The sequence below is a fragment of the Trebonia kvetii genome (genome assembly GCF_007827045.1).
Lineage (GTDB): Bacteria > Actinomycetota > Actinomycetes > Streptosporangiales > Streptosporangiaceae > Trebonia > Trebonia kvetii.
On the sequence record NZ_RPFW01000006.1, the window covers coordinates 103,736 to 118,698 of the forward strand.

Consider the following 14,963-nt stretch of genomic DNA (forward strand, 5'->3'; position numbering starts at 1 on the left):
GACGCCGACCTGAACCACCCCGAGGTCCCGCCTGTCCCCTACTGCGGCGCTCTGGAGCATCTGACAGCACAGGAACCGCGAACAGCGTCATCCGCCGGATGCCGCTGCGAGCAGCGACTGCTCATCTCACTGGCAACTGCCGGCAGGAAAGGACAATGACACAAAAGCCAACCGCAGCGGGGAACACCACGCCGGCCGTTCCGATGACGGCTGAGCAGCGGGCCGCCTTCGACCGCGACGGCTACCTGATCATCCGGGGCGCGCTTGGCCCGGATGAGGCCGCCGCCGCCCGCGAGGCGATCGACCGGGTGTACGCCGCCATGGCCAAGGCGGGCTCACTCGGCCCGGACGGCTCGATGCACCTGCTCAGCGCGGTCAGCCACTGCCCGGAAGTCACCTGCCTGACCGACCACCCGGCCACGTTCGGCCATGTGTGGTCGGTCCTCGGCTGGAACATCCACATCTACCACTCCCACCTCGATGTCCATCCGCCGATCCAGGTACCCATGCCGTTCCGGTTCGACTGGCACCAAGACGGCGGCCGGCAGAACCGCGAACTCGAGACGACCCCGCGGCCGCGGCTGTCGGTGAAGCTGGCGTACTGGCTGTCGGATGTCTCCGCGCCCGGCCGCGGCAACCTGAAGGTCGGTGCCGGGCAGCCACCTGACCAACTGGATCGGCGGCCCGCCGCGCCGCGACATCCGATGGCCCGACCCCGACGGCGCCGTCGAGGTGACCGCCGGGCCCGGCGACGCGGTGTTCTTCGACCGCCGGATCTGGCACACCCGGTCACGCAACCACTCCGGGCACACCCCCAAGGCGGTGTTCTTCGGCTACACCTACCGGTGGACCGCCATCCGGGATGACATCGCCCCGATCCGGGCCAGCGACTGGCTCGGCCGCCTGACCCCCGTTCAGCAGCAGCTGCTAGGCGGCGCCGAGGACCTTGGCGGGGATCACGCATGGGGCCACTACCCGGAGGACACCCCGCTGTACGGCTGGCTGAAGGAGCGGGGGCTCCTTGATCCGGCGAATCCACCGCTGAAGCCCTGAGGTTAACCTCGCCCGGCCTCCGGGCCATGCGTCTTCAAGACCAGTTACCCATCCAGCATGGCCCCATCGGCGGGATGTGTGATTGCCGGCGGGCGGTTCGCCCATGACGGCAGGCGGGCCCCCGGCTAGTCCAGCGACGATGCCCACCGAAGGCCCGCTCATGCCCGATGAGAACGGCCCGCGATCGATAACCGCCGTTATCTCCAGCCCGGATTCGGGTGTCTTCGCTGTAACCGCCGGGGGTGTTTTGTGTGCTTTTGCCTGGGCGGAGAACGCATTATCTGAACAGTGTCTTCGCCGCAGAGCCCGCGCAAACCTCCTCTTCGGTGCCGCTTTTAGAACTAGGCGGCTACTACGGGAACGCTGTGCGGTTACATGTCACCACCGCAGACGCCCTGGTCAGGCACGGCGTAGACAGGGCGACTTCAGATAACCGCCGTTCGGTACGTCGGCGGCAAGATGCAGCATGGCTTTGCAGGCGTTCCTGATCGGGATGTTCTGTGCGGGGCAGCCGGACGGGTGCAGTCGCGACCGAGCTGCTGTTTATCGCGGGGCACTGGCCTCCCGGCGGCAATGTTCCCGGAGGGTTTTCGTTATGTGACACGGAGGGGAGCCACCGGGTGGAGCCGGAGCTCCGCTGACAACGCAAGATGCGGGACAACGCACGGTCAGGGCGCGCACTGCTCACGGCGCTGCTACGCCAAGAGCCACCTCACGGCGAGTTCGAGCACGTCTGCGTGGCTGCGTGCGCCGTGATCGGCGGCCATGAAGTGGTGGCCGACCACTAGTGAGAAGGCGAGCATGCTGCGGGCCTCGACCTGGTCCTCGTCGGGGCAGAGGGCGCCGAACAGCAGGCGCAGGTAGTCCATGCGGCGGTTGTCGACGCGCCGGAGGCGCTCGGCGACCGCCTGGTCGCGCCGGGCCCAGTCGCGGATTGCGAGGTCGATCGGCAGCAGCTCGCCGGCAAAGGTGAGCGCGCCCGCCAGCCGCAGCTTGGCCCTGACGTCGCCGCCATGGCGCTCGACCCGCTCGAGCACCTCGTCGGTGCTCATTCTCTCCCACGCGTCGAGCATCTCGCCGAGCAGCGCGTTCCGGTCGGCGAAATGCCCGTAGAAGCCGCCTTTGGTCACGCCGAGCTCCTGCGCCAGGGCCTCGACCCGGACGGCGTCCGGGCCGCCGGCCGCAAGGGCCCGCAAGCCTTCCTCGATCCACCTGCTGCGGGGCGTCCGGGTGACGGCGGCCATGAGCTGTGAATTCACCCCCGGGAGTTGACAGCGCCGTTGATGGTGCTACCTTTCATGTATACGGTATCGTATAAATGGAGGTTCCCGCATGCGGCTTCCGGACACCGCGCACACCTCCCGGCCCTGGCGCATCCACGAGCTCACGGGTGACTTCCGGCTCGAGGACGTGTGGGCCCTGCCAACGCCGGGCGGCCCGGACGACTTCCCCCGGCTGGTGCAGTGGTGGGCTTCGCGCGGCGACCCGGCGCACGCCTCCGCCTCCTGCGCCGTCCGCACGCTCTGGGCGATCCGGTGGAAGGCCGGGGAGGTGCTCGGCTGGGACGGCCCGGACGCCGGCCCCGGCCCGGGGCGGCCGGCGCTCCGCGACCGGTTGCCGGCGGACCTGCGCGAGGCCCCGCCAGGCCCGGACTTCGCTGCCCTCCCCTTCACCTCGCTGTACCTGACCGGCGACGAGTGGGCCGCGGAGATCGTCAACCGGACCGTTCACGGGGTCATGCACCTCGGCTGGGTTCCGGATGGGACCGGCGGCTACCGCGGCCAGATGGCCGTCCTCGTCAAGCCCAACGGGCTGCTCGGGACCGGCTACATGGCCGCGATCAGGCCGTTCCGGCACTTGATCGTGTACCCGCCGATGCTGCGGGAGATCGGGCGGGGCTGGCAGGCGCTCCCCGGCGATCCGGCACCGGCGCGCGCGTAGCTCAGATGGTCTATTCGAAATCCCGGATCGGGGATCCGGTGCCACGGGACCGAACAGGGGCGCCGGCGCCGGCCATGAACCGGGACACCGCCGTCGCCTTCTGCGACGCACTCGATTTACCGATCACCGCGCCAGGTACTTCAGTCAAGGAGGAGATCGACGTGACCGCGGGTACAGACAGCCATCCGGACGACCCGCACGTGACGGCGCCGGGCAGGGTGCGCCAGGTCACACTGCCGCCGGCCGCGCGAGCGCTCAGCACGCTCTCCCAAGTCGACTGCGAGGACGCCTTCGTCGTCGAAACCGGCCCGGCTCTGGACCGCACGGGCGAGCAATGGGCCCGGGCGATCCTTGAAGGCGCTCCGCTGCGCACGCGAAACGCGCTCGCGAGGGGGTGGTCTGCGCTCGGCCTGCGGCTCGGTTCAACTCAGCCTGACCGGTCTGTGCTCGGCTGGGAGGCCCGGCGCAGCACCCCGGACGCCGCGCTCCTTGGCGCCAGCGGCCGCCTCGGGCTGTCGGGCGAACTGCTCTTCGAACGCCAGCAGCACACGCTGCTCTTCGCCACCTTCGTGCAACTGGACAACCCCATCGCACGCGCACTGTGGGCCGGAATCGCACCCCGGCATCAACAGGTCGTGCGGGACCTCCTCGCGCAGGCCAGCAGCCCGGAACGGCCCCCGCGCCAGCCATGAACCGGGACACCGCCACCGGCCTTCTCGACCGACTGCACAAGGCGCAGAACGAGTTCTACGCGGGCGGCCCCGGCGCCGCCCTCCAACAGCTCCTCGCTCCCGACATCACCTGGACTGTCCCTGGCGATAATCGCATTGCCGGGACCTACCGCGGACTCGAGGACGTGCTCGGCTACTTCCGAAAACGACGAGACCTCGCCGATCGCACATTCCAGATGAAACGGCGAGACGTTCTCGTTGGCGACGGAGACCGGATCGCCGCGCTCACCGACGGCTTCGCCACGATCCGCAACGTCGACCATCGCTGGTCGACTGTGGGCTTGTATGACGTCATCGATCAGCACATCACAGCGTGCTGGCTGCTCCCGCTCGACCAGCGCGCGTTTGACGCCATCTGGGCCGTCTGAGCCAGGTCCGGAAGCTGACTGACGCCGAGAAGTGCCGCAAGCACGCCGAGCGCCGGCTCGCCGGCCGCTACCGGGTCGAACCAGCCGTCTGAGCCCTACGCTGCCAGGTGGCGACCTGATCAGCATCCCCCACGACGCATGAAAACCCAGAAACAGAACTGGTCGCTCTGGCGGCCGCGCATCTAAGCCTCGATCCACCGGTCAAATAGGGGTGCATTCCGGCGTGCTAACGTGAAAGGTGCCCTATGAGCTGGGAGAATGGGAGTATCTGACGCTTCCATCACCCGGTTCGAGAGGACACCTCGTAGGTGAGATTGCTGCATGCCCTGGCGACGACCGTCGCGTCGTTCGATGACCCGCATCTCGTGTCGCACGCAGGCCTGGTTCCGGTGATGGCCCTGGCGGAGCGCGCCGGCCTGGGCGAGTTGGCCGCGGAGCACGTCCGCCCGGCCGGGGATTGCGGGGTGAACGCCCGCCTGAAGGTGCCGGCCCTGGTCGCGGGCATGGCGGCGGGCGCGGACAGCATCGATGACATGGACGTGCTGCGGCACGGCGCGATGGGCATCTTGTTCGGCGGGGTCCGCGCCCCGTCCACTCTCGGCTCGCACCTGCGCTCCTATACCTGGGGAAACGTGAGCCAGTTGGAGCAACCCGGCCGGGGGTTCCTCGCGGGACTGGCACGCCGGGCGCCGCTGCTGCCCGGCGCCCGGACCCTCGCGTTCGTGGACATCGACTCGATGCAGAAGCGGGTCTACGGGCACGCCAAGCAGGGCGCGAAGTTCGGGCACACGAAGATCGCTGGGAAGTCGCTGCTGGTGCGGGGCCTGAACGCGCTGGCCGCGGTCATCAGCACGCCGATCGCGGCGCCGGTGATCGCCGCCACGAGGCTGCGCGGGGGGAACGCGGCCTCCGCCCGCGGCGCGGCCAGCCTCGCGGTGCAGGCCATCGGCACGGGGCCGTCTCGCCCAGGGGCCGAGAGGCCATTTCACGGGCTTCAACCCGGCTATCAGCGGCAAGTGCGCTCGGCGTCACGGGCAGCCCGCACCCATGCTCCCAGCCCGGCCATCCCGGCAGGACCAGAACAGCCCAGACCGCCCCGCCACGGAGCGGCAGCGACCCGCGCCAGCCGGCAACCCGCAGCCCCACGCCAATTCTCCGGGAAGCGCGACCGCCCCGGCGAGAAGGCTAAATTGAGCCAACTCAGGTTCATCATCGCGCCGCACCCGGACCGCAGTGGCGGCCAGCCGACTGGACGGCCATCGCGGACTTCGACGTCCTGAACACGTTGCGCCGGGTCGGTGACCAGCACGGCAGCAAGCCCAGCGAGAGGGCCCGGGCCTCCCTGATCACCACGGGGGCCATGACCGCACGGCTGGACCGGCTCGAACGAGCCGGGCTCATCCGCCGCGCGCCCGATCCGGCCGACCGGCGCGGGGTGCTCGTCCGTCTCCCCCCGCGAGGCAGCAAGGTCGCCCGGGCAGGCGCTTCAGGAACTGACAGCCGCCAACCAGGCATTCCTCGAACCGCTCAGCGGACAGCAGCAGGACTCGATCGCCTCCGCGCTCAAGCAGCTGCTCCTTCACCACGAACCCGATAAACGCCGTCAGCCAGCTTGACCCTCCCGTCTTGGCCGACAAGAAGATTGCGCCTTGGCGTCTGCCAGAGCTGGATCCAGTAGCGCCGGGATCGGGGCGGACGCTCCGTTCCGGACGAACACATAGGTGGATCGCCCATCGGCGAGCTTGATTTGATCCCGGCGTACACGGAACGCCACGCAGAACGAGCTCCTGCTGGCCCACACAGGGTCAACCTCAATGGTTACCGTGTCATTCTGGCGAGCCGGATGCCGGTACGTGCAGCCATTCTCGACGATGACAAGGTCGCCGCCGGTTGCCTGCAGCGCGAGGTAACCGCCGCACGCATGCTCCAGCCACGCCAGGAAGGCATCCTCAAACAACTCGTAGTACCGGCTTGCATGCACCATGCCCTGGGCGTCGCAGTAGCGGGGCGCGATGCGCACCGAAAAGCCCTGCCGATCACCGTCGCGGCCGCGCTCAGCGGCGGCGTCACCCACCTGCAACCTCCTCGCACACAGTCCCGTCCGCGATGACGGCTATCTCACCAGGCGGCGGGATCTCTATCAACGGCAATGACATTCTCAAGCACACAGACGCCGCCGAGCGCTGCACTTCCGTCAGCACAAACGCCAATTCCGGTTCCCGCGAACCGCACCACGTGTCACACTCTCCTGCCGCTCTCCCCGGCACAGATGCTCATGATCAGATCATCCGGAATTGCTCACGGATCCGCGGATCCTGCAGTGCGTGTAGGATCCGAGCGATCATAAGCAATCGCGGCTCGCCGACCTGCGGCGTTGTGGCCAGTGAGCAATGATGCCTCGTCGGCGTTCCGGATGATCATGAGCAATCGAGCGCAGGTGCAGACCGGCTCGCGAGTACAGACGCTGCGACGGCCTCCGGAGCAGTTACCGAAAGCGACCCGTTGTCGTCCAGCTAGGAGATCGGCGACGAGGGGAATTACCACGCTACGTAACCGATGGCCTCAGGAACGAGCGCACGAGATCCGCCGATATGCTCGGTGCTGCGCCGTCCGATGACTGCTTCCATTGCGTCGCCGGAATGGTTGCTATGGCTCAGAATGGGCAGCCGCTCGACGATGCGTCATTCAAGCACCCTGCGAAGCGGGAGCTGTCGCGTTTGGTGCGGGCGTTTCCGGGTGCGCGAGTATGGCTGTGGTGTCCGCCGAATTGTCAGGGTCGGCGGGCAAGGTGCCCAGCAGAACGTGCCGCTCTCGGATGATCTTCAGGATCTCCGTGATCGCACTTGGCGACAGCTGCCGGCCCGCCATTACGCGCTTCGCTTGGCCGCCGGCTCATTCGGTTGCCGGGAACGTGAGCAGGGGCTGGCTGGCGTAGTCGTAGATGACTGAGGTGCGGAAGCCGATGACCTCTTTGCGCTGGCTGAAGTGATCCATCAGGAGGCCGTGGAGCGCTGGCAGGTCGGGCACGGCGACATGGATGAGGAAGTCGTCGTTGCCAGTCAGCACGTAGACCGCGCGGACTGGGGGGAGGGAGAGCGCGAAGGCCCGGAAGCCCTGGATGACCTGCCGGCTGAGCGGGCGGACCTGGAACGCGATGAGTGCCTGTACGGTGAGGCCGACCTTGGCGAGGCTGACTTCGGCGTGGAATCCGGCGAGCACGCCGCGGTCGCGCAGCAGCCGTGTCCGCACATGGCAGCTGGACGCGGCGATGCCGATCCGGGCGGCCAGTTCCCGGTTGCTCAGCCGCGCGTTTGACTGCAGTTCCCGGACGATCGCCGAATCTACTTCGTCCACATCCACTCCATCAGCGGTCTTTTTGGATGATGTTCGCGTACTGAGCTCTCCCGGCAGCGAACTATCTAGCATCACCCGTATTGGCCGATCATATGCCTCAGGAGGAGACGTGCGACTGGACACCAGGCTGGTGCTTGAGGACTATCTGGCCCAGGTCGCTGGCAGCCGCTCGGCCAATGCGTCATGTCTGAGGCTGGCCATCTACGGGGCGCGCATCCGGGTTAGCGCTGCGACCAAGCGCCTGGCCCCGCACGGGGCGGCGGCGTGAGCGCGCCGGACGCACTGCGGGTCGAGCGCGGCACGCGAACCGGCCAGCCGGTCATCATCAGCCTCCACTCCACCGGGGCCGGGCCGGCACTCGGCGGCTGCCGCGTCAAGCCGTACGCCTCCTGGCGCGACGGGCTGGACGATGCCCTGCGCCTGTCGGCTGCCATGACCGACAAGGCCGCGCTCGCCGGCCTGCCCTACGGCGGCGGGAAGACCGTCGTCGCGCTCTCCCCAGGCACGGCGGCGCATTACGCCGGCACCCGCCGCGGCGACCTCCTCGCGGACGTCGGCGAGGTCGTCGACTCGCTCGGCGGCAGGTACATCACCGGCCCGGACGTCGGCACCTGCCCGGATGACATGGCCGTCATCGCTCAGCGCACCAGACACGTCCTGTGCCGCCCGCACAACGCGGGCGGCAGCGGCGACTCATCGGCCCCCACCGCCGCCGGGACCCTCGCCTGCATCGACGCCGTCCGAATGCGCTTCTTCGACGGCCGCCCGGCCAGCGGGCTCACCTTCGCCATCCAGGGACTCGGCCACGTCGGCATCCTCATCGCCGACTCCCTGGCGAGCCAGGGTGCCACCCTTGTAGTGGCCGACACCGACCCGGGCCGCCGGCGGCTCGCCGGCCGCTGGCACGCCCGCATCGCAGACCCGGCGCTACTGCTGGCCAGCGACGCCGACATCCTGGTGCCCGCGGGACTAGGCGGCATCCTCACCCCGCAGACGGTCCCGGCGCTCCGCTGCCGCGCCATCGTCGGACCGGCCAACAACCAGCTCGCAGACGAGTCTGTGGCGGACCTGCTGCATGCACGCGGCATCACCTGGGCGCCCGACCCGGTCGTGAGCGCCGGCGGCATCGTCGCGTCCGTCGCCCGCGAGGTCGACCATCTTCCCGAACTCGAAGTTCACCGCCTCATCGCCGCCATCGGTGACCGCCTCGGCGCCCTCCTCGACGAAGCCGCGAAGAACGGGCAGCCGCCCCTGACGGTGGCCAGGCAACGGGTCCGCGAGCGACTCGCGCAGACCCGGAGCGCGGCGATCTAGGCATTCTCATCGTTACGGCCAAGCCGACTTCCGTCATCAAGGGAGCGATCGTGCAGCACCACTCCGTCCGCCGCAGCTACGACGCCATCGCCGGGTCCTACGCAGACATCTTCCGCGATGAACTGGCCGGCAAACCGCTCGACCGGGCCCTGCTGAGCTGCCTGGCTGAGCAGGCCGGAGACGGCTCGCCGGTCGCGGACCTGGGCTGTGGCCCCGGGCACGTGACGGCCTGGCTAGTTGAGCACGGCGTGGCCGCGGTGGGTATCGACCTGTCCCCTGTCATGATCGCCGCCGGCCGCCGGGACTATCCCCAGGTGGAGTTCCGTGAGGGCGACCTCCTCGAGCTACCAGCGGACGATGGCGAGTTCGCGGCGGCCGTCGCCTTTTACTCGATCATCCACCTGGAGCACGGTGAACTGCACCGGGCATTCGGCGAGATCCGCCGGGGGCTGCGGCCAGGCGGGCGTGCCCTCATTGCGTTTCACGTCGGATCGGAGGTCAGGCACCTGGCCGAATGGCAGGGCCACGCCATCGACCTCGACTTCCGCTTCTTCCAGTCGGCGGAGATCGCCGATGCTCTGGGGAGCGCGGGCTTGCCCGTCGAGATGAGCCTAGAGCGCGTGAACTATCCACAGGAGATTGAGACACGCCGCGCCTACCTGCTCGTAAGGAACCAGCAGTTGTGAATTCTGCCAACCGATCACAGGATCGTCGCGGAGCCGCCGCATTCACGGTCAGTCTGCCTGCCAGCTGGGGGCGTCTCAACGTGGATGAGAACACGGCCAATGCCAGGAACGATGAGAGGACTCGCATGGCGTCACTGGATGTTCCCCTACTGCCCGGCTCGCTGGTGCGGCTTGAACCGCTGTCGGAGGGCCACGTGCCCGACCTGACGGCCGCCGTGGAGGAGGACCGCATCGCGTACGGGTACACCTGGGTCCCGCGTGCCGCAGAGGTGCGGGACTACGTGTCGGTTCAGTTGCGGCGGTCAGGGCTGACGCCCTTCGCGCAGGTCAGTCTGGCCGACAGGAAAGCGGTAGGCTGCACCGCCTATTGGGACTTGCGGACGTGGCCGGACCGGGACAGCCTGCGCGCGGTCGAGATAGGCTTCACCTGGCTGGCCGCGTCCGCGCAGGGAACGGGCATCAACGCCGAGGCGAAGCTCCTGCTGCTCACCTACGCGTTCGAGACGCTCGGCGTGGTCCGCGTCGACCTCAAGACCGATGCCCGCAACGAGAGGTCACGGCGGGCGATCAGCGCGCTCGGCGCGCACTTTGAGGGCGTGCTGCGCAACTGGTCAGCCTCGTGGGCCCCGGGAGAAGAAGGAAGGCTGCGGGACTCGGCCATGTTCTCAGTGGTCGCCGACGAGTGGCCGACCGTAAAGTCCGCGCTAGCCGCCCGAGTTGCAGGGCTTCGCACGGGCATCGAGGCGGGCCCACGGCAGTGAGCGTGCGGCAGGCTTGACCAAATCCCGAGGTTCCGGCAGGAGAGCGGCATGGTGACGCGCGTGAATACCGACGCGGACGATATGCGCGCGCCGGCGTTGTCCGGGCAACCACCCCACAGCGTGTTCCGATTCGGCGTTCGGCGCTCTTGGCCCGGACCGTGCATTGCAGCACAATTACTGACAGTATCGATGACTGGACAATCCCGGGACCGCGGCAAGGTTTCTTCAAGCCGCACGTTCACGACCATCTCTCTAGCGGGCGCCAATGGCATTCTCGCTTGCTAGCGTGAGGAATCGATGCAGCTTCTAGTGCCGCATCAGTCAACGTTCGCCCTGTAGTCGTCGGCGCGCCGGGCGGGATCGGTGCGCCGACGACGAGCGCCTACGCCGGATCGCCGCCCGCACCAACGCTGCCTGAGGCAAGCCAGGACGCTACGGCTGCAGAAGCCCCAGCCTGCCAGAGTCTCGAGCCGTTCCCCGGCCTCGATCACGAGCGGCGGCCGGCCGCCGGGACAAGTGTCAACCTGGACACGATCCAGGCCGTGCTCATCGCCCAGGAAGGGCACGCGTCCCCACCGTGGCGGCCTGACCCGCCATCGCCGACGGCATCACCAGCCGCCACCTGTCACGGCAATGCCCGCCAGGCCACTAACCCCAGAACTCAGAACTAACGTCAAAGACCTGGCAGCAAAAGGTGGCCTAGGCAGCGGCCAGGATGTCGACCACGAAGACGAGGGTGTCGGTGCCCTTGATGCCCGCCGAGGAGGCGCCGGTCTTGCCGTAGCCGTCGGCCGGCGGGATCACGAGCAGCACGCGGCTGCCGACGGTCTGGCCGACGAGGCCGAGGTCCCAGCCCTTGATGACCTGGCCCTCCCCTATCACCGCGGTGAACGGCGCGTTGCGCGCCCACGAGGAGTCGAAGACCTTGCCGGTCCGCCAGTTCACCCCGGTGTACTGGACGGCGAGGTTCTCGCCCTTGGTCACCGCTGGCCCTGTGCCCTTGATCAGGGTCTTGACCTGGAAGGCCGTCGGTGCCGTGGCGCCGGCGGGGATCGTGACGACCGGGCCCGAGCTGCTGCTTGCCGCCGGGGCGGTCACCGTGGGCAGCCAGCCGCCGCCGTCGGAGACCTGGGTGCCCGGCACGCCAGCAGTGCTGAACACGGATTCCATGTCGACGACGAACACGAGGGTGTCCGCCGCGCCGACGCCCGCCTTGGAGTTGCCGGCGCTGCCGAAGCCGTCCGCGGGCGGCATGACCACCAGGATCCGGCTGCCGGCTTTCTGCCCGATCAGTGCCTTCGCCAGGCCGGGCAGGAGCGTCCCGGTGAACAGCGACGGCTTGCCGGCGGTGTAGGACCAGCCGATGAGCTTGTGCGTCTTGCCTGACCAGTCGTAGGCGACGTAGTTGCCGATCATGCCGTCGGCGGCGGTCATTGTCGCGCCGTCGCCCTGGATGAGCGTCTTGACGTACAGCGACGGGGCGGCCCACTGTGCCGGGATCGTCACGTCCGGCGCGGTACCGAACGACCCGGCCGCGGTCACCGCGCTATTAGACAGCACCGTATCCATAGCGGCATAGTAGGCCGCTTCGCAGCCCCGAACCCATTGGGCGCGGCCATCGTCATCAGGAACTCTCTCTTCCTGCCATATGCGCAGGTGAGAGAGCTGACAAGGCGAAAGTGAGAGGTGGTCAGGGGCGGGGTCGAACCGCCGACCTTCCGCTTTTCAGGTCAACCGCGCCAAGCGCTATGCGGACCTGCGAAAACGGATGTCACTGACGAGCGGAACCGCGCTAGGCGGAAGGTGCAACATCAAACCCTAGCAGGACCCAATACACCCGTCCGCCAGGCAGCACAGCGACCCTGCGGAGTCACGCCGCGGTGTTCAACTGAAGCTAGCCAGCAGGAGCAGGACGGCGGAACCGCCGAGCAGCACAGGGCAGACCTTGAACCAGATGACTGGCGTGCGCGCCCCTGTCAGGCTCGTAAGGATCGCCAGGATGATCAGGGCCCCGGCAGTGATGCGGTCGGTCCAGTCGGCGGCCGCTGTGCCGCCCCCGACGGCCGTGACCACGATGACCAGCGCGGCAAGAGCCCACATGGCGATTGCCTCGGCCAGCCATTCCTGCAGTAGGACGCGACGGTTGTCGATCGAGGTGTCCCGGAAGTCAGCGACTACCTGCCGGGTCGGGACGGCGTGCGCGACTCCCCACAGGCCGGTGATTGCGGCCCCGATGTAGGAAAGGATTGCTGCCATGGTGTTATCTTCGGGCGTGCCCGCAGGGACGGGCAGGGGCGATGGTGCCGTCGGTAGGTGACCTTCGGGCACCTAAAAGCGCGCTTGGGCGCGCAAGGCGTGGACCTGCGGTCACTCTCGCTGACCATCCTCATGATGCCCCGGTGCAACGAAGCTCGATAAGCGCTGTGCGGACCTGAAGAGACGGATGTCGTTGACGAGCGGAACCGCGCCAGGCGGAAGGTGCAAAATCTGGGCTAACAGGACCGATACATCCCGTCCATCAGGCGGGACAGCGGCCACACGCGCAATCACCGTGACCGTCGTTGGTCCCGGGAAAGCTGTTCGTCCCCGCAGTTGTGCCGGGTTGCTTCAGGCAGCTGCTACCCTCGAGCGCGCCTTTCCCGGCCGCCGTACGCGGCTAACGAGTACCACCGCACCGCGTAAACGGATCGCCAAGCGAAGGCGGCATCTCCGGCAACCACCCCGGCGATCCTCATCAAGCATCTCCTTCGTCATCAAGCGCCGGGCTCGGCCGTGCACGTGACTGCAGGGGCAGGACCCGATGGCAATCACGACACTAAAGACCGCGACCTTGCGCGTCGTCGGGCCGGAGATGGCACTTCCGGTACTGCCTGGGAGGGAATCCTGAATGGTACGCCTCGTCCCCGCCACTCGTCTGGCCCGCGGCGGCGCCTCCTGACAGTCATCCGAACGGTGGAGTGGTTCCCGGCTCAGCCGTAAGACGACACCGAGGTTCGGTCCCGCGCCCGATGGCCGCCACACGGATCGTCACTAGCGTCTTGCCCATGGAAGAGACACACGGAAGTACGGTGCTTGAGACAGACGGGCTGACCAAGCGGTTCGGTGACCGGACGGCGGTCGCGAGACTGGATCTCCAGGTCCCGGCGCGGAGCGCGTTCGGGCTGCTCGGCCCGAACGGCGCCGGCAAGACGACGCTGATCCGGATGGTGCTCGGGCTGACACGGCCCACGTCAGGGACGGTCCGGCTGCTAGGCCTCACGATGCCGGAGGGGCGTGCGAGCGCGCTGGCTGGTGTCGGGGCCATCGTGGAAGAGCCCCGGTTCCACCTACACCTGACCGGCCGGGAGAATCTCATGGTCGCGGCGGCTGTCCGGGACGCGTCAGCCCCCGGCCGGGTGGTGCCGCTGCTCGAGCGGGTGGGGCTCACCGCCCGGGCGGACGACCGAGTTAGCGACTACTCCCTGGGGATGCGGCAGCGGCTCGGCATCGCCCGCTGCCTGCTGAGTGACCCGAGGCTGCTCATCCTTGACGAGCCGATGAACGGTCTCGACCCGGCAGGCATCCTCGAGATGCGCCATCTGATCAGGTCACTCGTCGACGAGGGCCGCACCGTCATGGTCAGTTCGCATCTGCTTGACGAGGTGGAGAAGACCTGCGACACGGTCGCCATCCTGGACCGCGGACGGCTGATTGCCGAGGGCCCAGTGGCTCAGATCGCCCGCGACGGCGGGCGTCAAGTTCTCATTGTCTGCGATGACCCCGGTCGCGCGGTGACCGTGCTCCGGCGGCACGTGGTGGATGCCCGGACAGTGCCCGGCGAAGAGTACCTGCTTAAGGTGACCCCGGCCCCCGGAGTCACCGTGGCCGAGGTGAACAGGTCCATGGTCGAGGCAGGGATCGCCGTGGAGCGGCTGGAACCGGTGCGGGCCACGCTCGAGGATCGTTTCCTTGAGATCACATCACGTCTGGAGGCGAAATGATCACGGGCATCAGGATGATCCTGGCGGACCTGCTCAAGCTCCGTCGGCGCCGCGCGCTGATGGTGTGGTCCGCTCTTCTGTTCGTCGCGGCGCAACTACTATTCTACGGATTCGGGGCGGTTCGGCATGCCAGCGACCCCGCGCACTTCGGGCCGGCCGGCGGAACGCGCGGGCTCGCGAACGCCATCATGCTGGTGAGTTACCTGGGAGGGGTCGCGGCAGTGATGATCGGCACCGCGGCAGGAGGCGGTGACGCGGCCGCCGGGGTGCTGCGCGACCTGGTCGCCTCGGGCCGGTCGAGGTGGGCGCTGTTCGCCGTCCGGCTGCCTGCGGCTCTCCTGGTGGTGCTGGCGTTCACGATTCCCGCGCTCGCCGTGGCAACGGCCGGCGCGGTAGTGCTTGCAGGTCAGGGAACGGCTCCCGCGACGGGCACGCTGGCCGCGAGCGCGCTCGCGGCCACGGTATCGATCGCCGTCACGACGCTGCTTGCGGTCGGGCTCTCCTCGCTCCTGTCCTCACGGAGCATCGCGATCGGGCTGCTGCTGTGCTGGAACCTGGCCCTGTCCCGGGTGCTTGAGCACGCAACGAGCCTCGGGCAGGTGCGCGAACTGCTCCCCAACGCAGCCGGCGAGCGGTTCGTTCCCACCGTGGTGGGAGGCGCCTATACCGTTTCCATGCCAGTGGCGACAGCCGTTGCCGTCCTGGCCGGGTGGGTGGCCGTGGCCTGCGTGGCGGGCGCGTGGCGCACCGCCCGCCGGGATGCCTGACCCGGTGG

General features: G+C 68.3%; 17 protein-coding genes. 11 read left to right on the plus strand and 6 right to left on the minus strand.

Annotation, left to right across the window (positions count from 1 at the left end):
* Positions 1-241 precede the first annotated feature (241 nt).
* Positions 242-463 (minus strand): hypothetical protein, encoded by a 222-nt coding sequence (locus tag EAS64_RS45120; RefSeq protein WP_222849700.1) that lies wholly within the window; start codon positions 461-463, stop codon positions 242-244.
* Between the two features lie 185 nt (positions 464-648).
* On the opposite strand from EAS64_RS45120, the gene EAS64_RS45125 reads away from it, so the two are divergent.
* A complete protein-coding gene (locus tag EAS64_RS45125; RefSeq protein WP_222849701.1) occupies positions 649-1,053 on the plus strand; it encodes a phytanoyl-CoA dioxygenase family protein in 405 nt (134 codons plus the stop codon).
* 695 nt (positions 1,054-1,748) lie between these two features.
* Here EAS64_RS45125 and EAS64_RS29080 read toward each other — a convergent pair.
* Entirely contained in the window at positions 1,749-2,312 is a 564-nt protein-coding gene (locus tag EAS64_RS29080; RefSeq protein ID WP_246115911.1) for a TetR/AcrR family transcriptional regulator, read from the minus strand.
* A gap of 73 nt (positions 2,313-2,385) precedes the next feature.
* On the opposite strand from EAS64_RS29080, the gene EAS64_RS29085 reads away from it, so the two are divergent.
* From EAS64_RS29085 to EAS64_RS29105, 5 genes are all read left to right on the plus strand, one after another.
* Positions 2,386-2,994, plus strand: coding sequence for a DUF2867 domain-containing protein (locus EAS64_RS29085; RefSeq protein ID WP_145858244.1), 609 nt, complete (start codon positions 2,386-2,388; stop codon positions 2,992-2,994).
* 74 nt (positions 2,995-3,068) lie between these two features.
* Positions 3,069-3,686 carry a DUF2867 domain-containing protein gene (locus EAS64_RS29090; RefSeq protein ID WP_145858246.1) on the plus strand — a complete coding sequence of 206 codons (618 nt, stop codon included), beginning with the start codon at positions 3,069-3,071 and terminating at the stop codon, positions 3,684-3,686.
* A complete protein-coding gene (locus EAS64_RS29095; protein WP_145858247.1) occupies positions 3,683-4,093 on the plus strand; it encodes a nuclear transport factor 2 family protein in 411 nt (136 codons plus the stop codon). Before EAS64_RS29090 ends, EAS64_RS29095 begins: the two co-directional genes overlap by 4 nt.
* 308 nt (positions 4,094-4,401) lie before the next feature.
* A complete protein-coding gene (locus EAS64_RS29100) occupies positions 4,402-5,373 on the plus strand; it encodes a hypothetical protein (RefSeq protein WP_145858249.1) in 972 nt (323 codons plus the stop codon).
* Between the two features lie 5 nt (positions 5,374-5,378).
* Positions 5,379-5,690 carry a MarR family transcriptional regulator gene (locus EAS64_RS29105; RefSeq protein ID WP_187366260.1) on the plus strand — a complete coding sequence of 104 codons (312 nt, stop codon included), beginning with the start codon at positions 5,379-5,381 and terminating at the stop codon, positions 5,688-5,690.
* 6 nt (positions 5,691-5,696) lie between these two features.
* On the opposite strand, the gene EAS64_RS29110 is transcribed toward EAS64_RS29105, so the two are convergent.
* Positions 5,697-6,167, minus strand: a complete 471-nt coding sequence (locus EAS64_RS29110) for an acyl-CoA thioesterase (RefSeq protein ID WP_145858251.1) — start codon at positions 6,165-6,167, stop codon at positions 5,697-5,699.
* An 818-nt stretch (positions 6,168-6,985) separates the two neighbouring features.
* Positions 6,986-7,447 (minus strand): Lrp/AsnC family transcriptional regulator, encoded by a 462-nt coding sequence (locus EAS64_RS29115; RefSeq protein ID WP_145858252.1) that lies wholly within the window; start codon positions 7,445-7,447, stop codon positions 6,986-6,988.
* Between the two features lie 264 nt (positions 7,448-7,711).
* On the opposite strand from EAS64_RS29115, the gene EAS64_RS29120 reads away from it, so the two are divergent.
* The 3 genes from EAS64_RS29120 (at position 7,712) to EAS64_RS29130 (ending at position 10,208) form a co-directional block, all read left to right on the plus strand.
* Positions 7,712-8,761 carry a Glu/Leu/Phe/Val dehydrogenase dimerization domain-containing protein gene (locus EAS64_RS29120; RefSeq protein ID WP_145858254.1) on the plus strand — a complete coding sequence of 350 codons (1,050 nt, stop codon included), beginning with the start codon at positions 7,712-7,714 and terminating at the stop codon, positions 8,759-8,761.
* Between the two features lie 50 nt (positions 8,762-8,811).
* Entirely contained in the window at positions 8,812-9,447 is a 636-nt protein-coding gene (locus tag EAS64_RS29125) for a class I SAM-dependent methyltransferase (protein ID WP_222849702.1), read from the plus strand.
* A gap of 125 nt (positions 9,448-9,572) precedes the next feature.
* Positions 9,573-10,208 (plus strand): GNAT family N-acetyltransferase, encoded by a 636-nt coding sequence (locus tag EAS64_RS29130; protein WP_145858258.1) that lies wholly within the window; start codon positions 9,573-9,575, stop codon positions 10,206-10,208.
* Positions 10,209-10,907: 699 nt separating this feature from the next.
* Here EAS64_RS29130 and EAS64_RS29135 read toward each other — a convergent pair.
* Both EAS64_RS29135 and EAS64_RS29140 read right to left on the minus strand, forming a co-directional pair.
* Positions 10,908-11,777 carry an FKBP-type peptidyl-prolyl cis-trans isomerase gene (locus tag EAS64_RS29135; RefSeq protein ID WP_145858260.1) on the minus strand — a complete coding sequence of 290 codons (870 nt, stop codon included), beginning with the start codon at positions 11,775-11,777 and terminating at the stop codon, positions 10,908-10,910.
* A 315-nt stretch (positions 11,778-12,092) separates the two neighbouring features.
* Entirely contained in the window at positions 12,093-12,464 is a 372-nt protein-coding gene (locus tag EAS64_RS29140; protein ID WP_145858262.1) for a hypothetical protein, read from the minus strand.
* A 788-nt stretch (positions 12,465-13,252) separates the two neighbouring features.
* Here EAS64_RS29140 and EAS64_RS29145 point away from each other — a divergent pair.
* Both EAS64_RS29145 and EAS64_RS29150 read left to right on the plus strand, forming a co-directional pair.
* Entirely contained in the window at positions 13,253-14,188 is a 936-nt protein-coding gene (locus tag EAS64_RS29145; protein ID WP_187366261.1) for an ABC transporter ATP-binding protein, read from the plus strand.
* Entirely contained in the window at positions 14,185-14,955 is a 771-nt protein-coding gene (locus EAS64_RS29150) for a hypothetical protein (RefSeq protein WP_145858266.1), read from the plus strand. Before EAS64_RS29145 ends, EAS64_RS29150 begins: the two co-directional genes overlap by 4 nt.
* Positions 14,956-14,963: the final 8 nt, after the last annotated feature.